The sequence below is a fragment of the Picosynechococcus sp. PCC 7003 genome (assembly GCF_001693255.1).
Taxonomy (GTDB): Bacteria; Cyanobacteriota; Cyanobacteriia; order Cyanobacteriales; family MRBY01; genus MRBY01.
Genome location: NZ_CP016476.1, coordinates 59,361 through 80,142 on the forward strand (window position 1 = coordinate 59,361; position 20,782 = coordinate 80,142).

Here is a 20,782-nt window from a genome sequence, read left to right on the forward strand (position 1 = left end):
GAGGTATTTCTATGACGTTACTCAAAATTGCCATTGACCCTGGTAGTAGTGCCACTAAAGTCGCCTATCAGCTGCCAAACCATTCCATTAAATGTTTTGCGATGACGCCTTACTGTGCCGAGGTTCCCCTCGACTATCCCCATCATTGTCGTCTTCAGCCCAATCATGCCTATCCGCACATTGAAAATGCTTGGGTGAGTGATCCTGATGGCTGTTATCTGCTTGGGGCTGCTGCGAAAAAATTTTACGGTTCAGCTATTCGCAATCAGGATCGTAAATTTACAAAAGCGCTCTACAAAATTTTGGGGGTTTTATCCCACATTCAAAACCATGAGCATTGTGCCTTGCCGATTGAGCTGGGGATTCTCTTGCCCTTTGATGAATATGCCACCAAAGAGCAGCTGACCCAAAACTTACAATTGGCTGCTGCCGCTGTTGAATATTGCGGTCGGGCTCAATCGTTCACCTTTACTAAAATTGCTATCCGACCTGAAGGGGCTGGACTCTTTTTAAAGGGTCTGCCGAAAACCCTCGATATCCGTGCCGCACGAGTCGCTATTTTTGTGATCGGTCATCGTAATGCCTCGTGGCTTGTGACTGAAAATGGTTTTCCTGTTTTAGAAGAATCCGTCACCAATGATCTGGGTTTTCGTTGGTTTGTCCAAGAGGTCAAGGCCCGCACTGGCTATAAGGATGAGATTGCGTTGGCTCAAATGCTTTTTACGGGTCGCCATTTTCCCCGGGATCTGCAAGGGGCTGCTGACGCTGTTTTACCTGCCTATTGGCAACAGCTGCAGGATTTTTTGGCTGAACAATATCCTGCTGATTATGTACTTTGTGGTGGTGGGACTGCGCTTTTACTCCAGCGTCAAGTTGCTGATTTTTTCTCCTGTAAGTTGGGCTGGGCCAAACATCTTTCCCGTGCTGTCCTTAAATCTGGGATTGCCGATTCTGTGATGGCCCATCGTTTTACTGATTGTTATGGCTTATTACTTAGTTTGGAAGGGTCTACCCATGTCTAGAGAGCGGCTTCGACATTCTTTTTATTCTGCTGCCCATAGCCCACTCCGTCAGGTCATTGACGATCTCAAAAGTTGTTCTGGCTGCACCTTACAAGGAGAATTGGAGGACGCCTTACTCATCTTGCGTTACCCCTACGTTTTGCAGCGAATGGGAGCTTCGTCGCACCAGGTTGCAGCACAGGCGCAAGAATCTATTCGCCGTCTAGAACAGGAAATTTCTGCCCTCAGAACCTTATTGGCAACTTATGGAACTTCATCTAATGCTGTTCGATTTCAGCCTGATGCGGTGGTACAGGAAGATTCCCTGAACATTTTTGACATTCAAGACAATTTTTAGGTTTTTACATCATGGATAAGCAAACTCTTGTTTCTCGTTACGCTACTTCGACTGCTAAGGTCAATAAAATTCTTAAGGCTCTTGGTTTTGACCATAATGCCGTAGATTTTTTACCTGAACAAATTGATATGTTTGATCAAGTTTGGCAGCTGATGGATAAAGATAATCTTTCCTGTAAAGAAGCTCTTGATGTCCTCCATTATCAAACTCCCACAACTCAGACCTTAGATTCTGCGAATCTTTCAGAGCCAACTTTAGCTTTAGAGCCGGAACTCACTGACTTCCTACAGCAGAAATCGACGACTTTTGCTGAGCACATCATTCAGGAAACCCCTGATGTTCTCAAGGAGCAACGGGCTGCTGCTCGTAAAATTGTTGTTGAGTCTTTCTGGAAGCGTATTAATGAGATTGGACGCTCCGAAGAGTTCCAACGCAAGTTTGATGCTGCTCTCTATGGGGATGATATCCTTGATATTTCTGTATTGCCGGGGGAGTCGTCTGCGCTGCCAGAGAGTTCATCCTCCGATTCTTAATGGATTTCTGTCGGGAGCATGAACGAGCTTTAAGGATTCAGGAAAAACAACTGCAGCTTAAACAGGTTGAGATTGAACAGAAAATCTCTTTTCGGCGGCGTAAACGGCGGGAATTTGACCATTTCTGTGAGTCATTATTTACCATCTTGGTTTTGATGGCGATCGCCTTTGTTCTCGGCATCCTTTTTGTACAGCTCTTTTTCCCTTAACTCATCTAAGGCGATCGCCTTTTGATTGTGGAGGTGATCGCCATCATCCAAAACCCTTTATCGGATGATTGGGTAATCAGACTGTTTTTCATGCTACCTATTGGACTGAATACCCGAAAATTTGAGGCTGGAAGCTACCCATAACGTTATGGGTAATATAAAATATGTTCAGGTAAATCTTAGGTTGATTTGTGAGCATTATCAGCATCGTGAACCAAAAAGGCGGCTGCGGTAAGAGTACGACAGCAGTACATCTTGCCTATTGGCTGGCCCAAAATAAAAACGTTACGTTGATTGATGCCGATGCGCAGCAATCGAGTTCGAGCTGGCTGGCACGTTTGCCCAAGGAAATTCCGAACGCCGCAATCCTTGATCCCGAAGCCCTTTTTGATGCGATCGAGGAGGCGAGTAATCAGTATGATGTGGTGGTGGTTGATGGCCCCGGTAGCCTGAGTGAAATTACTAAAACAATTCTGGATATCTCTGACCTCACTCTTGTTCCTTGCCAACCATCCGGTCTCGATCTCAGTAGTAGTAGTAAGATTCTGCAAGTAATTCGTCAGCGACAGAAGGTGCGTGGTGGTCAGCCCCATGTTGGCTTATTTCTGAGCCGTGCCGTCAAAGGCACCGTTTTATTAAAAGAAGCACAGCAGGCCCTCAGTCAAGACCAGCGGTTTCCACTCATTAATTCCATTGTCTATCAGCGGCAATGTATTTCTGATGCGCCAATTCAAGAGGCAACCGTTTTTGATTTAGCGGGCTCTGCCGCAAAAGCAGCTCAACAAGACTATGAAAATTTATTTATGGAGGCTTTGAGTTACCTTGGCTAGACGTACCGTCGGAAATTATTTAGCAGAGCTACCCACTGAGCCAGAGTCTTCCGTGGCGATCGCCAATATTCGCTTGCCGGAGAGTCAACCTCGTCATTACTTCGACCCGGAGAAAATTCAACGGCTCGCTGCTTCGATTCAAGAATATGGCATCTTAGAGCCTCTCCTGGTTCGACCGATTCGCCATCAAACTAACCGCTATGAATTGGTTGCAGGGGAAAGACGTTATCGAGCAGCGAAGCAGCTAGACCTACCCACTGTTCCGGTTGTAATTCGCGAACTGAATGATCAACAGGCGCTGGCGATCGCCCTTGTGGAAAATCTCACCCGCGAAGATCTCAACCCCGTCGAAGAAGCAGAAGGTATCCTTAATCTCCTCGCAATAGAATTGCAGCTTCAACCCCAGGAGGTAAAAAGCCTACTTTACCGGCTGGAAAATGAGAAAAAAGGAAAAACAATTACCCATAACGTTATGGGTAGTGAAATTGGTGAGCAGATTCAATCGATTTTTACAAACTTAGGTCAGAATTGGTCGTCATTTACGGCGAATCGTTTGCCCTTACTAAATTTACCTGACGATATTTTAGAAGTGCTCCGCCAGGGCAAGATTGCCTACACCAAAGCAAAGGCGATCACCCGTCTACAAGATGCCGAATCACGAAGAAACTTATTAGAGACTGCCATCCAAGAAAATCTCTCCTTAAATGAGATCAGGCAGCGTATTAATGAGCTAAAGTCGAATTCCATAGAACAAAAGCCCCAGTCACGCATTGATCAAACGGTCAAACGGCTTAAGGCTGCGCGTCTTTGGGAAAAAAATCCTGATAAATGGAATCAGATGCAGGCATTACTCGCCCAGATTGATGAACTAATTTCTGAGGCATCACGTTAGTTTGGGTAGTGACTGCCCGCCGAGATAAAAAACGAAACTGCCTGGAATTCCTTTCCCATGAGACTCTGTTTCGTTCCAGGAAAAGGGAAAAATAATTACCCATAACGTTATGGGTAGTTGCTATGGTCTTCAAAAAAGGCGATCGCCTCACAAGAGTAGTTTAGATAATTTTTTTATTCAATCTGAGTCGCTAAAGTTTTTTATTTGGTAAGTTCTGAGAATTGGGTTTAAAAAGCTTGTGTGAATTACCCATAACGTTATGGGTAACTTTCTCCAAATGATGCGCACTTCATTCCTATATCAATGGTGATGGCTCTGTGAAGGAATTAGGTCAGCGTTTACTGAATAAAGAAGTACCCACTAGCGATCACTGAAACCACTATTCTTTCGTTAAAATCAGTAAAAAAGGTCGAGCCTTGAAACGATCTCTATACAAGACTCTCAGGCAATATTTTTTCTATAATCCTAGGTTTCTGTCGAGATGCGCCCTCTAGTCCATCGCTGAATGCAACTAAACGACACTGAATATGGTGCTATAGTGGTGTCATGACAGAGCAAGCCCCATTACACTCGTTATTGACACCAACATTGTTCTAGAAGGCTTAACCAAACAGGGGAGCGCATCAGGGCTGATCATCGAAGCTTGGTTAGCCGAATTATTCATCGTTCACATTTCCACGGCGATTGCCTATGAATACCAAGATGTTCTAAGTCGTAAACTATCCCCTACCCGCTGGCAAACCCTAAAACCTGTTCTTGGTCGGTTACTCACCCTCACTAAATTCACCGAAATCCATTTTACATGGCGACCCACTTCCCCCGACCCCGGCGATGATCTGATCATTGACTGTGCTATGAATGCCAATGCGGCGATCGTCACTTTAAACCTCAAAGATTTTCAACGGGCAAAACAGTCCCTAGGCTTACCTGTTCTGTCCCCCGTCGAACTCATTCTAAAACTCACAGGAGATGAATAACAATGAGTCGTTTAACCCTACGCTTACCCGAAACCCTCCACCAACAGCTTAGTCACCAAGCCTCCCAAGAGGGCGTATCCCTAAACCAATACATTGTCTATGCCCTAACCCGTCAGGTTTCCCAAAATTACGTTGTGGAACCCGTTCCCGCTGAGACCGTTGAACAGCAAAACACCTCATTCCAAAAACTTCTCAATGATTTGGGTCAGGCAACTCCTGAAGAGGTAAAACTTGCACTAGACGTAAGGGAAACCGTAGAGCTAGAAAGCGAATTAAACCCAGAGACCATCACCAAACTCCGCCAGAAGATAAGTAGCAAAGTCTAGACTTTTTGAGTTTATGGCTTACAAAAATAGATTGGCGATCGCCCAGGAAAACAGAGTCGTGTGCCCTGAGTTCATCCTAACCCCGATTTTCCTGCCGAGCTAAAGCCTGTTCAATGAAATTTGGATCAGGCAGATAGAAACAATGCCTCCAGTTCCTCAACGCCTTGCAGGAACTTCTCTCTTCGAGCCGACAGACACACTGATTCTGGCATTTGACTACGCGGCATCAAAAAGTTGGCCACTTCATCCACTGCTCGACAGAACCGATCAGCAGATTCAAAGTCACCAAAGCCCAGAATCGGATAGTATCGGTGCTTGACAGGTCTATGGCTTTGCTCGATGGGGTTAGCAGTACATGGAGAGTGATTAAAAACGGGGGAATTAAGCAGCCATAGGTATTTCAGCATCCTCATCTGAATTTGAATACCATTGATGAACGATATTCTTCCATTCTTGATTGAGTACCTTTGTCCTGACTTGAATCAATAAATGAGCCCCTTTTGGAGTCCAACGCATCTGTTGTTTTTTTTCCATGCGTTTGGCAATGACTTGATTGACCGCTGATTCAACAAATCCCGTTGAGATACGCTCTCCACAACGGTAACGCTCACCATAGTTGGGAATGTACCCTCCATTATTTTGAATATAAATCCGAAATTCGGTAATCGCCTTCCGCATCTTACTGAGTTTTGGATAATCAATTTCTAAGTCTTCCGCATCCCACTCAATTGACTCTATTTTCTGCAACGCTCTGAAGACATTGCCATGCCAGAAATACCATTTTAGGCTCTTGAGCCTCTCTGCCATTGATGTCGCTTGGTCAGGGTCGTAATGTTTCACACCTTTGATGTAGTGGCTAAGCAGCGTAATCCGCATTGTGACGTGAAACCAATCCAGCAGATATTCCGCTTGGGGATTGAGAAACATTTGTAGATCGCGCACAGTGTCACCTCCGTCAGAAAAGAATGTGACCTGCTGATTCATTTGCATTCCCTGGGATTTAAGCAGTTCGAATAATCGCCGCTTGGATTTGGTGTCATAGGTTTGGACAAAGCCAAAACTCTTTGAAGCCCCTTGCTCTGGGATGCTTTTTTCCAACAATCACCTCAAAAGACTTTTGTTGCTCACTGTTTTTCGGACGATAGGCATGGATATAAGCCCCATCAATTCCGACATTGAGTGGCAGATCTGGACGCGGTAATTCCTCCCATTCCATAGGACACCCCTCCACATAAATGTACTGTTCCTCGTCCAATTCATCATCGAGCCTTTGACCCATCTGGTGGAGCTTGTAACGCACACTGGAGGCATTGAGTGTTCCATCTAATGGCAGCACTTCATTCAGCAGCTGAACACTCAGACCATAGGAGACCAATGACGCAAATTTCGTTTGAAGATAAAGATATTCAGGTGATTGTCGCTCAGTCAGCAGCAAAGCTAAAGGGCTGATACTTTTTTGCTGATGGGTTTGGCAAGAGCAATGAAACAATCGTGGACTCGTTAACTCCAGCTTGCCAAAAACGGACCGATAAACCAGCTTATGCTTTCCTTTACATTTACGCGGTAGACCGCAGTCTGGACAAGGCGTTTGCTGCTCCATATATTGACTCACTTGTGACGAGACAATTTCTTGTTGAATCCCTTGCAGAATCTGTTTTGATTCCTCCAAAGTCAATCCTAGGTTGGCGAGAGTCAATTGACCTCGCTCGAATTGAGCTACATCTTTGGAGACTTGTAGGGTTCCATTATCGGATTCAATCTTGATGCTGATTTTGATATTCATGTGTCTATGAAAATAATCTCCTCTCGAAAAGCTGGATCTTCGCTCAAGGGACTCTGCTGCAAGCGTTGATTGAGTTTTCGGAGATCAAGTCTGTCCAATAGCAGCCAATAACTCAGTTGTCGAAGTTCACCTCGACGTTGCGTAATCTCATCATTCACAAGGATTTTAGCCATTCGATAGGCTACCGACGCTTCAGAGAACTCCTGCCTGAGTTCCTGAAAGGCCCAAGCCCCGCCACAATCTTCAATCGGGCCATTCCGTTTGCCTTCGATACAAACTGGATAAGTCTGCTCAGCCTCGAATTCAGTAATCTTTTCAACCCGCAGTTGCACCTGCCAATTATCAAAGAAATTGTATTCATAGAGAAATTTTTCTCGGACTCGTAAGCCTAGATCTAACAGCGTTACAGTATTGGCGTCATCACTAAACCACTCACCCCCAATGTGATGAATACCGTAGGGCTTAGCATGGATGACAAAGCGATGTAAATACTCATCAGTCCAGCCAAAGGCGATCTGAAGAATGTAATGCAGCTGAGCAATGGTCGTATCTGCAGTGACCAGAAAACGACGCCAAATCATGGGGCTAATTCCCGAAATGACGGCTTTTAACTGAATAATACTTGGGGCTGAGCTGCCATTCATTTCATGAGCTGTCTCGACTAATAGTCTCAGAAAGTAAAGTTTGCGAGACTCCCTAAAACTAAGTCTCAATTCATGTTTTATTATGCAATTATCAAAGGGTCTTAGATATTACGAAACATTGAGGTAAGTCGTCATGGCGATGGTCAGCTATGCAAGAGTCAGTTCTGTGGGACAGAGTCTTGATGTGCAACTCGATAAACTCCGGCATTGCGACAAAATCTTCAAGGAAAAGCGGAGTGGAGTGTCGAATACAAGACCCCGACTCAAGGCTTGTATTGAATACGTCCGAGACGGTGACACGCTTGTTGTTACTCGATTAGATCGATTGGCACGTTCGACACTCCACCTCTGTCAGCTGGCCAAGAAACTGGAAAAGAAGGGTGTGAACCTCCAGGTGCTTGACCAGAACATTGATACTGGAGATGCAACGGGACGACTTTTATTTAATATGCTGGGGGCGATTGCACAGTTTGAAACTGAAATCCGAGCTGAACGACAAATAGATGGAATCCAGAAGGCAAAAGCTCGCGGTGTTCAGTTTGGTCGCAAAAAGCAGCTTACAGAGACTCAATGTAAAGAGTTAAGGCGCAAGCGACAAGGGGGTGAACTCATCAAAACTTTGATGGCAGAATATCATCTCTCAAAAGCCAGTGTGTATCGATATCTCAACCAAGAGTCAGATGTTTAATGGCTCTTGGAATCCTTGCCTCATATAGTTTCCCCCAGTTTTAATCACTCTCCCGTATAAGGAGAGTGATTAAAAACGGGGGAATTAAGCAGCCATAGGTATTTCAGCATCCTCATCTGAATTTGAATACCATTGATGAACGATATTCTTCCATTCTTGATTGAGTACCTTTGTCCTGACTTGAATCAATAAATGAGCCCCTTTTGGAGTCCAACGCATCTGTTGTTTTTTTTCCATGCGTTTGGCAATGACTTGATTGACCGCTGATTCAACAAATCCCGTTGAGATACGCTCTCCACAACGGTAACGCTCACCATAGTTGGGAATGTACCCTCCATTATTTTGAATATAAATCCGAAATTCGGTAATCGCCTTCCGCATCTTACTGAGTTTTGGATAATCAATTTCTAAGTCTTCCGCATCCCACTCAATTGACTCTATTTTCTGCAACGCTCTGAAGACATTGCCATGCCAGAAATACCATTTTAGGCTCTTGAGCCTCTCTGCCATTGATGTCGCTTGGTCAGGGTCGTAATGTTTCACACCTTTGATGTAGTGGCTAAGCAGCGTAATCCGCATTGTGACGTGAAACCAATCCAGCAGATATTCCGCTTGGGGATTGAGAAACATTTGTAGATCGCGCACAGTGTCACCTCCGTCAGAAAAGAATGTGACCTGCTGATTCATTTGCATTCCCTGGGATTTAAGCAGTTCGAATAATCGCCGCTTGGATTTGGTGTCATAGGTTTGGACAAAGCCAAAACTCTTTGAAGCCCCTTGCTCTGGGATGCTTTTTCCAACAATCACCTCAAAAGACTTTTGTTGCTCACTGTTTTTCGGACGATAGGCATGGATATAAGCCCCATCAATTCCGACATTGAGTGGCAGATCTGGACGCGGTAATTCCTCCCATTCCATAGGACACCCCTCCACATAAATGTACTGTTCCTCGTCCAATTCATCATCGAGCCTTTGACCCATCTGGTGGAGCTTGTAACGCACACTGGAGGCATTGAGTGTTCCATCTAATGGCAGCACTTCATTCAGCAGCTGAACACTCAGACCATAGGAGACCAATGACGCAAATTTCGTTTGAAGATAAAGATATTCAGGTGATTGTCGCTCAGTCAGCAGCAAAGCTAAAGGGCTGATACTTTTTTGCTGATGGGTTTGGCAAGAGCAATGAAACAATCGTGGACTCGTTAACTCCAGCTTGCCAAAAACGGACCGATAAACCAGCTTATGCTTTCCTTTACATTTACGCGGTAGACCGCAGTCTGGACAAGGCGTTTGCTGCTCCATATATTGACTCACTTGTGACGAGACAATTTCTTGTTGAATCCCTTGCAGAATCTGTTTTGATTCCTCCAAAGTCAATCCTAGGTTGGCGAGAGTCAATTGACCTCGCTCGAATTGAGCTACATCTTTGGAGACTTGTAGGGTTCCATTATCGGATTCAATCTTGATGCTGATTTTGATATTCATGTGTCTATGAAAATAATCTCCTCTCGAAAAGCTGGATCTTCGCTCAAGGGACTCTGCTGCAAGCGTTGATTGAGTTTTCGGAGATCAAGTCTGTCCAATAGCAGCCAATAACTCAGTTGTCGAAGTTCACCTCGACGTTGCGTAATCTCATCATTCACAAGGATTTTAGCCATTCGATAGGCTACCGACGCTTCAGAGAACTCCTGCCTGAGTTCCTGAAAGGCCCAAGCCCCGCCACAATCTTCAATCGGGCCATTCCGTTTGCCTTCGATACAAACTGGATAAGTCTGCTCAGCCTCGAATTCAGTAATCTTTTCAACCCGCAGTTGCACCTGCCAATTATCAAAGAAATTGTATTCATAGAGAAATTTTTCTCGGACTCGTAAGCCTAGATCTAACAGCGTTACAGTATTGGCGTCATCACTAAACCACTCACCCCCAATGTGATGAATACCGTAGGGCTTAGCATGGATGACAAAGCGATGTAAATACTCATCAGTCCAGCCAAAGGCGATCTGAAGAATGTAATGCAGCTGAGCAATGGTCGTATCTGCAGTGACCAGAAAACGACGCCAAATCATGGGGCTAATTCCCGAAATGACGGCTTTTAACTGAATAATACTTGGGGCTGAGCTGCCATTCATTTCATGAGCTGTCTCGACTAATAGTCTCAGAAAGTAAAGTTTGCGAGACTCCCTAAAACTAAGTCTCAATTCATGTTTTATTATGCAATTATCAAAGGGTCTTAGATATTACGAAACATTGAGGTAAGTCGTCATGGCGATGGTCAGCTATGCAAGAGTCAGTTCTGTGGGACAGAGTCTTGATGTGCAACTCGATAAACTCCGGCATTGCGACAAAATCTTCAAGGAAAAGCGGAGTGGAGTGTCGAATACAAGACCCCGACTCAAGGCTTGTATTGAATACGTCCGAGACGGTGACACGCTTGTTGTTACTCGATTAGATCGATTGGCACGTTCGACACTCCACCTCTGTCAGCTGGCCAAGAAACTGGAAAAGAAGGGTGTGAACCTCCAGGTGCTTGACCAGAACATTGATACTGGAGATGCAACGGGACGACTTTTATTTAATATGCTGGGGGCGATTGCACAGTTTGAAACTGAAATCCGAGCTGAACGACAAATGGATGGAATCCAGAAGGCAAAAGCTCGCGGTGTTCAGTTTGGTCGCAAAAAGCAGCTTACAGAGACTCAATGTAAAGAGTTAAGGCGCAAGCGACAAGGGGGTGAACTCATCAAAACTTTGATGGCAGAATATCATCTCTCAAAAGCCAGTGTGTATCGATATCTCAACCAAGAGTCAGATGTTTAATGGCTCTTGGAATCCTTGCCTCATATAGTTTCCCCCAGTTTTAATCACTCTCCAGTACATGGATTAGAGGGCGCATTTGAACAGAAAGTATCGGTTATAGAAAAAATATCGTCTGAAAGCCTTACATAGAAGGTGTTTTGAGGATCGACCTTTTTAGGCCATTTTAACGAAAGAATAGGGGTTCTAGGGGTTACGTCATAAAAGGGAACATATTGCACGCTAAGAAGGTGTGACTAATGCCCTATAGTCTGAAATTCTTTCGAGTTGCCGAATGAGTAGGCGATCGCCTCACAGGAGTAGTTTAGATAATTTTTTTATTCAATCTGAGTCGCTAAAGTGTTTTATTTGGTAAGTTCTGAGAATTGGGTTTAAAAAGCTTTTGTGAATTACCCATAACGTTATGGGTAACTTTCCCTAGATGATGTGTGCTGGGAGAGAGCCACGGCATTCATATCATTATGAGCTTTGACAGAAACTTTAATTCAGGCAATTTGATTTATGGGCACTATTTACAAGCATTCATCACCTTTTCTTCAGGCAGCTCAGACTCTCTTAAAAGCGGGAAAAGCGAAGGCGATCGCCCCAACGCGACAAACAGCTAAACGCCTGAAACAACAGAGGAAATATTCCCTGGCAACGTTGGCAAAGGAATTGCTGATGGCCCATGGGCTACGGACGCTCAATCCCATCGAACAGTATCGTCATCTCAAACAGGCGATCGCCACAACCTTAAACCCGACCGATTTAGAGGGCACAGTGCAAACCTGGCGGAGTGCAATCCAAGAACTATTACAAACCAGCCCGGATCTCGATGTTCTCAAAGGATTTGATAGCCCGAAAATCCGGCAGTTGCACCAGGTTATTCAACAGTATCAAGCCCAACTGCGAGGGATTAATGCCGTCGATCCTGCTACGGTTCTCTGGCAGGCGATCGCCCTGAAACCGACCCCCCGAACCCTGGTGATCTACGGTTACCCCGACCCGCGAGCGGATGAAATTGCTTTTATCGAGGCGATCGCCACGCCCGATAGTGTGCTGTATTTACCCCATGTCGATGACCAGCCTCTTTTTTCACCCCAAGCCGAACTTATCAAACGTTTACAAGGGAAAGGTTGGCACTTAGATGACAGCCAGCCAAAGGAATTAACTTTGGGCGATCGCCTCAGCCAGATCTTTATCGGTGGCAAGACAATAGATCTAGAACCTGGGGTAGTCCAGGCGCACCAATATCCCAGTCCAGAAGCTGAGGCGAGGGGAACCCTGCGTCAGATCAAAAAATTGCTGCAACAGGGAGTTTTTGCAGGGGAAATTGCCATCGTGACGACCCAAGATAGTCAGTGGGGCCCTCTCTTACTCCAGGTTGCCCAGGAATATCAGGTGCCCCTGAGCTTACCGAATCCGATCCCCCTCCAGAAAACCCGTCTCGGTGCCTGGCTCGAGCAACTCTTAACGGTGATTGACAGCGGCTACAGCTTTGAAACCACAGCCCAATGGCTGAGTCATCCCCTCACTCACCCTTTGGGGGCGGAATTTTGGCAGACTGCCCGCAGCCTAAAGCCTAATGATTTTCAAGGATGGCAAGGGCTGACCCAGGAACATTACCAACTGGATCTAGCCGTTCTTATACCACCGGAACAAGCCACTTCCAGCGCCTGGATCCAATACTTAAAAGCAATCCTGGAAGTCTTTGAGGTACGCCACCGTACCCTTCCCTGGGCAACGGAAACAGTCGCCTATCAAAAATTCATTGATGGTCTCGACAGCTTAGCGACATCCCTGACGGAAACCATGACCTGGGAAATGTTCCAGGCAGAACTCCGCACGGGTCTGCAACTGTTGACCACACCAGCTTACCCGATTCGGGGTGGGGTGGGGGTACATAATCCGCAGAATTTGGTTGGCGCAAAATATCACTATATTTTCTGTATTGATGGGGCGGAGGGGGTACTACCGCGACCACTACAGGATGAACCGGTTTTAGATTTTTATACCCGTAAGCAACTATCTAATCACTTACCCATCGAAGGGGCGATCGCCAAGGCGAGGCGGGAGCAGTTCCAGTTCTACAATCTATTGCAAATTCCCCAAAAGCAATTCACCTTTTCCTATAGCACCCTGGGGCAAAGCGAAGGAAAGTACCGTTCCCAAACCGCTTCGATCTATTTTGAAAAACTCGGCCTCAAGCCTGGGAAGACAAGGATTCCCCTGGCTGCCAGCACCGAAGAAGCCCGCCAGTTTTATTTAACCCAATCCCCAATCCCAGAGGTGCTCCAGTCGGCAACCTTAGACCAGGCGATCGCCGCCCATCGGGTGGAAACACAACGGTTACAAAAGGGCGCATTAGACGAATATCAAGGCTTGGTTGGGGTGTCATTCCCTTGGCGAGATCGTACCTTTAGTGCCTCTCAACTATTGCAATTGGGACAATGCTCCTTTAAATGGTTTGCAGCTAAGGGACTAAAATTATCGGCACTCGATGAGCTGGAAACAACCCTAGAACCGAGTCGACGGGGGATTCTTTACCATAAGGTACTGGAACTTGCCCTCAAGGCTTATCAGAAGAATCCAGAGCTAGACCTGACGGATTTTAATCAATTGCATAAATGGTTCCTTGAGGCGGAAGCGTTTTTAAAATTACCGGAATTACCTGCTTGGGAACGACAACGCACCGAACATATCCAGACCCTCCAACGGGCGATCGCTGCCCCAGAATTTTTACCGGAAGGCCGTCATGTCTTTAGGTTAGAAGACAAGATTCAGTTTACCTGGCAGGATTTTCAGCTTACCGGATATATTGATCGCATTGACGCAGTCAGTGGCACCAATGGGCTGGTGATTATGGACTACAAGACCAGTTCTAGTCCACCCAAGGGAATCCAGGATGAGTGGGGAAATTTAAAAATTGATCTCCAATTGCCCATTTATGAAGCGGCGGTGGGTCACAAGTATCCCGACCATCAAGTCACAAAAAATCTCTACTACTCCCTCACCAAAGGGGAAAAGCTCAGTGCGAAATCCCCCAGTGAAGAGGATTTACAGGCTGCGGGCGATCGCCTAAAAACCCACCTTGAAACGGGGACTTATCCCGTTGCCCCCGACAGGAAATATGACGCCTGCAAATATTGTGATTTCAAAGCAGTGTGCCGCATCAACCAGGAGGAACAGGAATAATGCCTTTAACGAAACAACAAGAAAAAGCAGTTACCTCAAAAACTAGCGTTAGTGTCACTGCCGGAGCCGGGACAGGAAAAACCCACATGCTGGCGGCCCGCTATCTCCATCATCTTACAGAAAATGGTTACTCTCCCCTCCAGGTGGTGGCAATGACCTTTACGGAAAAAGCAGCCACAGAATTACGGGCACGAATCCGTCAGGCGATCGCCCAGGAACATCCCGACCGATTTGATTGGCTCGCGGAGGTAGAGGCCGCCCAGATTAGTACCTTCCATGCGGTGGCGATGCGGATTTGTCGGGAGCATCCCGAAGCGGCGGGGGTACCGGCAACGTTTCAACCCCTCGATGAATGGGAAGGCAAGATTTGGCAAGCAGAACAGTTAAATCTAGCCCTGGCTGAAATGCCGACGGAACTCTATGGCGATATTCCCTATTCCACCCTCAAAGAGGCGATCGCCGCTCTCCTAGGAGATCCCCTCAGTGCCCGTAAAGCATTAGAAAAAACCCGTGAGGATTGGTTCCCTGCTTTCCGAGATAAACAGCAGCAGGTGATTAAACACCTATTAGCAAGTGAAATCTGGCAAGAAACCCAAGCCATCATAACCCAATATCAAGGGGCACCGGGGGATAAGTTGGAACAGGTGCGCCAAACCCTAGGGGAGTTCATGGCAGACCTGGAAGGTTATCAAGATGATATTACAGGCGATCGCTTTCAGAGCACCTTACAGGCCCTACAAACCTTGAAAGTGGGTAATGTAGGCTCGAAAAAAAGTTGGCCTAGCGAAGATGTCAAAAATATTGTCCGCAGTCAGGCGATCGCCTTTCGGGATTTTGTCAAAAAATCTCCTGAAATTTCTCTGCTGGGTCTCACCTTGGGGGAATTGGACGAACGGGAAACCCAATGGGTGACTACTTTAAAAGGTGCTTTTCAGTGGGTAGAACAACGGCTAAAGAAAATCAAACAGCAAGCGCGGGTATTGGATTTTAATGATCTCGAAATCTACGCCCTAAAAGCTCTCGAAAACGAGTCAGTCCAGAAGTATTACCAAGATCGTTGGCAGGCTTACCTGATTGATGAATTTCAGGATACAAATCCTACCCAAGGTAAATTGCTCGAAGCCCTCACGGGAAATAGCATTCTGACCATTGTAGGAGATGATAAGCAGTCAATTTATGGCTTCCGGCGGGCTGATGTGGAAGTCTTCCGGACTTGGCGATCGCAATTAGAAAATAGCGTTGACCTGACGACCAGTTTTCGTACCCATGACAGTTTAGTCAACAATATCAATACGGTATTTCGCCCTGTTCTTGCAGATTTACATCAAGATTTAGATGCCCATCGTCAAGATGACCCCCACCCAGCCCCCCATTTAGAGTTTTATGTCCTAAAAGAGAAAATGGCGATCGTCGACGCCCGCACAGTGGAAGCCCGACAGATTGCCCAACACATCTACGAAATGCTGTCCCAAGAAATCACGATCTGGGATAAAGCAACCCGAAAATTGAGGGCGATCGCCCCGAAGGACATTGCCATTCTCTCCCGCACCTGGGACCCCCTGGAGATCTACAGTCAAGCCCTGGCCCAATGGCAAATTCCCTTCCTCCAAACCAGTGGGGGAAATCTCCTCGATACCCATGAAGTCTTGGATGGCCTATCGCTGCTTCAGTTTATTGCGAATCCCTACGATGATCTAGCCTTGGTGGCGATTCTGCGGAGTCCATTTCTCACCCTAAGCGATCGCTTACTCTATGAACTGCGCCCCCATGGTAAAGATCAAAAATGGTGGTCTTGCCTCAAAGAAAGCAAACAGCCGGCAGTAAAACAACGGGTGGCGATCCTGCAACAGCTCCTCCGGCAACGGAATATTCTATCTCCTTCCCAGCTTTTGCAACTGGCAGATAAACTGACGGGCTATTCTGCTGTGATCGCCAATCTGCCCCAGGCTGAGCGTCGCCTCGCCGATTGGCAAGGCTTCTTAGAACTCCTCCGTTCTTTGGAACAGGGGACGGCGGATGTGTTGTCTGTGGTGCGGCGTCTGCAACGTTTCCAGCGCCATGGGGTGAAAATTCCCCGGCCGCCCCTCGAAGCAGAAAATGCCGTTGCTTTGATGACGATCCACGCCGCAAAGGGTTTGGAATGGTCGGTGGTGATTGTGCCAGATCTCACCAGAAAACAAAAAAATAATAGTGCCGCCATTCTATTCGACCCAGACTTTGGCGTAGCCCTTAAACAACGGGATGACCAAGGTAAACTCCAGAAATCCGTACTGTTTCAACTCCTCGAAGGGAACCAAAAAGAGCGGGAAACTGCAGAAGCTAAACGGGTGTTGTATGTGGCCCTCACCCGCGCCCGCGATCGCCTGATTTTGACCACTCCCCAACAGAAAGGCGGAGGTTTTGACCTACTGCAACCAGGGCTAGAGGATTTTCCCATTAAAGGCATTGACCCAGATCTATATCCCCCAGCAGAGTCCTGGTGGAAAGGCGATGAACCCTTAGAATCCCAGGCAGCACCCGAATTACTTCTAGAACCGTCCCAAAGTAATGGTTTGGAGCTACCGATAACAGCGCTGACGACCTATGCCCGCTGCCCGAAAAAATTCTACTTTGAGCACATCATCAGGCATCCAGGTTTGCGCGAAGGGGAAAGTCATTACGGGGCGGCGATTGGTTCCCTTACCCATATTGCCCTCGAAAAAGACTATAAAACTGTTGAACAATTAGATTTTCATAACCAGGATCCCAAGCTCCCCCTAGAAAAAGTACAAGAGGCCCTCGATCTAGCTCAAGCTTTCCGGACAGATCCAGTATTTGCGACTTTCCAAGAGGGTGAAAAAGAAGTTACTTTAGAACTCAGTCAGAATAAACTAGTCCTCAATGGCCGGGCGGATCTAATTGGTGCAGATTTTGTCCTCGACATTAAAACAGATTCCAAGCCAAATCCTATAGAACACCGTTTTCAACTCTGGGCCTATGCCAGAGCAGCAGGAAAACCTCAGGCCCATATTGCCTACCTCCGCCAGCGGCAACTCCATACGTTTCACCCAACAGATTTGGAGGATATTAACCAAGAAGCCCATACTCTAATGCAACAGATCGCCCAGCGGGACTATACGCCTAAACCCGACCCTGAGCATTGTGTCTACTGTCCTTACAATCAGATTTGTGAGGCTGGACAACTTGCCTTGCAAATAGATGCCATCTAGAGATCACATGCAGTAATCTATATTCAATACACTTAATACACCTGATACGGTGCTTTTTACACAAAAAATCATGTGAACGAATGGAAAATTCGATAATCAACTGGTTAAGGAAGCCTTTCGGTTAACCAATGTGCGCACGAAGAAAGAACTGATGCATCTTGCACTCCAAGCCCTGATTAAAAGCCAGAAAAAACATGATTTACTGGATTTGAGTGGCAAAATTCAATTTCAGCCTGACTATGATTACAAAATGCTCCGTAGTGATTTCCCGGAAGTCTAAAGAATGTTTCTTGTGGATACTTCGGTTTGGATTAATCTTTTTCGTGACCGAACAAGCAGCATGCGGCAGAAATTTGAGATTGCGGTGGCAGAGCAACCCTACTATTTAAGTCGTTTTACCCAGGTGGCGTTACTACAAGGCAGTCGCAATGAACAGGAATGGCAACTACTCAATTCTTATCGACTGTATCAACGTCAAATGAAAAGTTAAGTGGATGAACAATGGCTAGCAACCCTTGAAACGGAAGACGATATTCTCGCGGCGGCGGTCAATCTGACTGGTAATGGCTAAAAAATATCTCTGGTGTTTGGATCTCAACATTTGGTGTGCAGCATTGCTTGCGGATCTTAAGGGCGCTGAAGGTTCAGCCTGTTAAATCCTTGTCAATACCGTGCGGGGCGATCGCCTCTAGAATTTAGAGAGTATCTAATTTGTAGCAAAGGCGATCGCGAATTTCCATCAGAAGTTTACCGAGTCGGTTATGGCCTATGCCATCGTTGCCGTCGCTCCAAGACAGGCCTTACTCTTTGTTTAATTTAGGCTCATTATGCTAATTTAGCACTCCCGATGATGGAGATTTTATAATGAGTAAGTTATGGAATATTTTTTACCATGCCTAAAATAACTGCCGAACGCCAACACCTCATCCATGCAGTCGAAATTTTACCGGATGAAGTTTTAACAGAACTTACGAGTTTTCTCGATTATCTAAGTTACAAAACCCAGCAGCAGCAGTCTCAAGAATCACAACAAAACTTTTTGCTGAATATTGCCGGTCTAGGTCATTCCGGTGAGCATAATATTTCTGAATTGGATGAAGAGATTCTCAAAACTGAGATTAATCCGCTTCAGGGTTGGCATCATCAGGCAGGCTAATCCGTACAATAATGACTGCGATACTAGATACCAGTTTTTTATTTGTCCTTAGTGATCGTGATGATCTCAATCACCATCGGGTACTGGATGTCGCTAATTCGTCCCAAACATTGCGACTATTTCCAGATTTTCCCCGATTGATACTCCTCTGTTTAAATTAGACCGAGTCAATTACTGAACAAAGCGATCGCCTCCAGAATTTACACAATAGCTAATTTACAAAAAAGGCGATCGCAAATTTTCATCAGAAGTTTACCGAGTCAATTTAAGCTTCAGCCTGTGCCATCATTCTCATCACACTACAGCCTGGATGACAATTCCCCCAAAGCGAGCTTCATCAGCCCGACATTCGATGCCATCGATATAACAGGTATGACTGGGATATTCGATTTTTGTGTCGGTATAAAAGGCTTGGAAGCCACCGCTGAAGTCAATGTTCGCAAAACTTAAGTGTCGGCCATGGATATCGCAGGCCTTGTCACCGCATGGATGACAAACAGCATGCGGGTAGCGTTGCCAATGCTGCACTGGCGTAGTACAGATGGGACAAGGGTGATATTGTTTTGGGAGCATGGCAAAATTTTTGAGTGTACAATGCAATATTTATTGGAAGCGTAGCCCTAGCAAACTTTTTTCCAAGCACTAACTATCTGGTTTATGCTTCACAGATGAGACAGCAGTCTTTGCCTTCAATATGAAAGCCCAACTAGGTAATTGTAAACACTAAGATTTGAATTGCTGGGACATCAGTCTCTACTGTGATCAATTCGGGGAATAATTCTTGAATCATTTATATTTATTTGGTTTTGCTTAACGATTGAACTCAAATCTCTTCCCAATAAGGGCTGTGTGCGAGAAAAGAACCGATGTTGGTACCCTGAAAGTCGGGGTTTTTCTTCAGATAACTTTCCGTGGCCACATATTTTACGCCATTTTCTTCTCTAACCAAGACGACATAGTCGTCGCCTCTGCCTAGAGACTTTAAAATTCGTTTATATTTTGGCATCGATTTTATTGATACAAATAATATGACAACTCAAAATCTTCAAATTAGCGTTACTAAAAAGCCAAATAAAATTGTAATGAATCCCCATTCCCACCCTCGTTAAATAAAAACAATTAATCAGTGTATGGTCTGTAACATTTACAGTGATTTGTACCCTTGTAACAGTGCTGGGCATACCCATTTATTAAAGATGCTGCCCATAGCATCTATATCATCAAGGTGTCCAACAATTTTAGCTCGTTGGTTAGCTTTTACACTCGCCTTAATTACTATTTAACTACCGAGCATTACAATTATTCTAGTAAGTCCACTTGCCAATTCAGGCTCTGGATTTGAGTGTCGAGTTCTCGATATTGCTTTGCTACGCCGTCGAGTTTCGTCTGCATTTTGACAACATTGACTGTACTACACATTTTAATTTCTGTACGACTATAACGGTCTTGTAAGTCCGATGACGCGTTTACTAGCTTATTTAAGGCTTGGTAACGCATAGCTAACACATCGCGTTTTGCAAGGGCGTCGGCTAGGGTTAGACCCTCACCAAAATCTGCCTGAGAGTTAGTACGATTAATACATTGAATTAAAGTTTCTAGTTGGATGAATATTTCATCCAATTGACGTAATAGGTCTTTAGGGTTTTCTGGTGGTTCTTCCCCTTCTTGAACCTTGGCAACCTTAACTAAACGTTGACGTAGTTGAGAAATTTTTGTTTGACTGTCAGCGCGTAGAATTAATGCTTCGGCAAGTTTCATAATAATTCAAAGTTAAAGTAAGTAAAATTTTAAATTTTGTATATTGGTATTGAACAAAAAAGATAATTGTAGATATTTGCCTCTATACGGAGGTAGCCTGTAAAGATTGCTGTAATTGCAGAGCAGGCTGGAGGGTATCGAGATCTGCTTTAGTGATGACCTCCTCTTCTCCCTCTGCGCACTCATAGACCATGTAAGTCCAGATGCCTGGACTGCCAGCTTCGGCACTTTCCGCTTCATAGAAAGTGGTGGTACCATCAGCTTCACAGTCATAGTAAGCAGAATAGACATCCTCCCAGTCGAGGTTGTTTTCACGAATGACGCGATTTACCTCAGCGAGCACACCGGCAATGTGGTGGGGTTGAGTTTCAACCTGAACGAGGCGTTCTTCAGACCAAATAAAGTTGTGGAGTTCAATAGCCATGGCGAT

The 20,782-nt window shown here is 45.6% G+C and carries 21 protein-coding genes and 2 pseudogenes; 15 read left to right on the plus strand and 8 right to left on the minus strand.

Going from position 1 to position 20,782, the window contains the following annotated elements; genetic code table 11:
• Positions 1-11: 11 nt before the first annotated feature.
• Genes AWQ21_RS14900 through AWQ21_RS14910 form a run of 3 tightly spaced genes read left to right on the plus strand, consistent with a single transcriptional unit; the run spans position 12 to position 1,892 of the window.
• A complete protein-coding gene (locus AWQ21_RS14900) occupies positions 12-1,022 on the plus strand; it encodes a ParM/StbA family protein (RefSeq protein WP_065715482.1) in 1,011 nt (336 codons plus the stop codon).
• Positions 1,015-1,359: a hypothetical protein gene (locus tag AWQ21_RS14905; RefSeq protein WP_065715483.1), complete on the plus strand. Its 345-nt coding sequence runs from the start codon at positions 1,015-1,017 to the stop codon at positions 1,357-1,359. Before AWQ21_RS14900 ends, AWQ21_RS14905 begins: the two co-directional genes overlap by 8 nt.
• Before the next feature lie 11 nt (positions 1,360-1,370).
• A complete protein-coding gene (locus AWQ21_RS14910; protein WP_065715484.1) occupies positions 1,371-1,892 on the plus strand; it encodes a hypothetical protein in 522 nt (173 codons plus the stop codon).
• Positions 1,893-2,026: 134 nt separating this feature from the next.
• Here AWQ21_RS14910 and AWQ21_RS16665 read toward each other — a convergent pair whose 3' ends face one another.
• Positions 2,027-2,152, minus strand: a complete 126-nt coding sequence (locus tag AWQ21_RS16665; RefSeq protein WP_257784289.1) for a hypothetical protein — start codon at positions 2,150-2,152, stop codon at positions 2,027-2,029.
• A gap of 140 nt (positions 2,153-2,292) precedes the next feature.
• Between AWQ21_RS16665 and AWQ21_RS14915 the strand changes: the two genes are divergently transcribed.
• The 5 genes and pseudogenes from AWQ21_RS14915 to AWQ21_RS14930 all read left to right on the plus strand — a co-directional run bounded on the left by AWQ21_RS14915 (position 2,293) and on the right by AWQ21_RS14930 (position 5,126).
• Positions 2,293-2,931, plus strand: coding sequence for a ParA family protein (locus tag AWQ21_RS14915; protein WP_065715485.1), 639 nt, complete (start codon positions 2,293-2,295; stop codon positions 2,929-2,931).
• Positions 2,924-3,823, plus strand: coding sequence for a ParB/RepB/Spo0J family partition protein (locus tag AWQ21_RS14920; RefSeq protein ID WP_065715486.1), 900 nt, complete (start codon positions 2,924-2,926; stop codon positions 3,821-3,823). Before AWQ21_RS14915 ends, AWQ21_RS14920 begins: the two co-directional genes overlap by 8 nt.
• Before the next feature lie 629 nt (positions 3,824-4,452).
• A pseudogene (locus tag AWQ21_RS16765) lies at positions 4,453-4,653 on the plus strand (PIN domain-containing protein); the annotation flags it as partial.
• A gap of 24 nt (positions 4,654-4,677) precedes the next feature.
• On the plus strand, positions 4,678-4,800 hold the full coding sequence (locus AWQ21_RS16770) for a hypothetical protein (protein WP_397428191.1): 123 nt from the start codon (positions 4,678-4,680) through the stop codon (positions 4,798-4,800).
• A 2-nt stretch (positions 4,801-4,802) separates the two neighbouring features.
• The gene (locus AWQ21_RS14930) at positions 4,803-5,126 is read left to right on the plus strand and encodes a YlcI/YnfO family protein (RefSeq protein ID WP_065715488.1); all 324 of its coding nucleotides are present in this window, start codon (positions 4,803-4,805) and stop codon (positions 5,124-5,126) included.
• A 381-nt stretch (positions 5,127-5,507) separates the two neighbouring features.
• Here AWQ21_RS14930 and AWQ21_RS15975 read toward each other — a convergent pair.
• Positions 5,508-6,909, minus strand: a pseudogene (locus AWQ21_RS15975) (ISKra4 family transposase).
• Entirely contained in the window at positions 6,906-7,553 is a 648-nt protein-coding gene (locus AWQ21_RS14945) for a plasmid pRiA4b ORF-3 family protein (protein ID WP_065715490.1), read from the minus strand. Before AWQ21_RS14945 ends, AWQ21_RS15975 begins: the two are co-directional and overlap by 4 nt.
• Before the next feature lie 133 nt (positions 7,554-7,686).
• Here AWQ21_RS14945 and AWQ21_RS14950 point away from each other — a divergent pair, with 133 nt between their 5' ends.
• Positions 7,687-8,241: a recombinase family protein gene (locus AWQ21_RS14950; RefSeq protein WP_065715491.1), complete on the plus strand. Its 555-nt coding sequence runs from the start codon at positions 7,687-7,689 to the stop codon at positions 8,239-8,241.
• A gap of 84 nt (positions 8,242-8,325) precedes the next feature.
• On the opposite strand, the gene AWQ21_RS14955 is transcribed toward AWQ21_RS14950, so the two are convergent.
• A complete protein-coding gene (locus tag AWQ21_RS14955) occupies positions 8,326-9,726 on the minus strand; it encodes an ISKra4 family transposase (protein WP_065715492.1) in 1,401 nt (466 codons plus the stop codon).
• Positions 9,723-10,370 carry a plasmid pRiA4b ORF-3 family protein gene (locus tag AWQ21_RS14960; protein WP_065715490.1) on the minus strand — a complete coding sequence of 216 codons (648 nt, stop codon included), beginning with the start codon at positions 10,368-10,370 and terminating at the stop codon, positions 9,723-9,725. Before AWQ21_RS14960 ends, AWQ21_RS14955 begins: the two co-directional genes overlap by 4 nt.
• A 133-nt stretch (positions 10,371-10,503) precedes the next feature.
• Here AWQ21_RS14960 and AWQ21_RS14965 point away from each other — a divergent pair, with 133 nt between their 5' ends.
• The 6 genes from AWQ21_RS14965 (at position 10,504) to AWQ21_RS14990 (ending at position 18,594) form a co-directional block, all read left to right on the plus strand.
• Positions 10,504-11,058: a recombinase family protein gene (locus AWQ21_RS14965; protein WP_065715493.1), complete on the plus strand. Its 555-nt coding sequence runs from the start codon at positions 10,504-10,506 to the stop codon at positions 11,056-11,058.
• Positions 11,059-11,556: 498 nt separating this feature from the next.
• Complete coding sequence (locus AWQ21_RS14970; protein WP_065715494.1) at positions 11,557-14,229, plus strand: PD-(D/E)XK nuclease family protein; 2,673 nt, start codon at positions 11,557-11,559, stop codon at positions 14,227-14,229.
• Positions 14,229-17,438 carry an exodeoxyribonuclease V subunit beta gene (locus AWQ21_RS14975; protein WP_065715495.1) on the plus strand — a complete coding sequence of 1,070 codons (3,210 nt, stop codon included), beginning with the start codon at positions 14,229-14,231 and terminating at the stop codon, positions 17,436-17,438. The genes AWQ21_RS14970 and AWQ21_RS14975 overlap by 1 nt, the downstream gene beginning before the upstream one ends.
• A gap of 100 nt (positions 17,439-17,538) precedes the next feature.
• Positions 17,539-17,718, plus strand: a complete 180-nt coding sequence (locus tag AWQ21_RS14980) for a type II toxin-antitoxin system VapB family antitoxin (protein ID WP_065715496.1) — start codon at positions 17,539-17,541, stop codon at positions 17,716-17,718.
• A gap of 60 nt (positions 17,719-17,778) precedes the next feature.
• Positions 17,779-17,928 carry a hypothetical protein gene (locus tag AWQ21_RS14985; RefSeq protein WP_157094808.1) on the plus strand — a complete coding sequence of 50 codons (150 nt, stop codon included), beginning with the start codon at positions 17,779-17,781 and terminating at the stop codon, positions 17,926-17,928.
• A 402-nt stretch (positions 17,929-18,330) separates the two neighbouring features.
• Positions 18,331-18,594 carry a hypothetical protein gene (locus tag AWQ21_RS14990; protein WP_065715498.1) on the plus strand — a complete coding sequence of 88 codons (264 nt, stop codon included), beginning with the start codon at positions 18,331-18,333 and terminating at the stop codon, positions 18,592-18,594.
• Positions 18,595-18,888: 294 nt separating this feature from the next.
• Here AWQ21_RS14990 and AWQ21_RS14995 read toward each other — a convergent pair whose 3' ends face one another.
• The 3 genes from AWQ21_RS14995 to AWQ21_RS15010 form a co-directional block, all read right to left on the minus strand.
• Positions 18,889-19,167, minus strand: a complete 279-nt coding sequence (locus AWQ21_RS14995; RefSeq protein WP_065715499.1) for a hypothetical protein — start codon at positions 19,165-19,167, stop codon at positions 18,889-18,891.
• Positions 19,168-19,893: 726 nt separating this feature from the next.
• On the minus strand, positions 19,894-20,352 hold the full coding sequence (locus AWQ21_RS15005) for a DIP1984 family protein (RefSeq protein WP_065715501.1): 459 nt from the start codon (positions 20,350-20,352) through the stop codon (positions 19,894-19,896).
• Between the two features lie 82 nt (positions 20,353-20,434).
• Positions 20,435-20,776, minus strand: a complete 342-nt coding sequence (locus AWQ21_RS15010; protein WP_065715502.1) for a hypothetical protein — start codon at positions 20,774-20,776, stop codon at positions 20,435-20,437.
• Between the last annotated feature and the right edge of the window lie 6 nt (positions 20,777-20,782).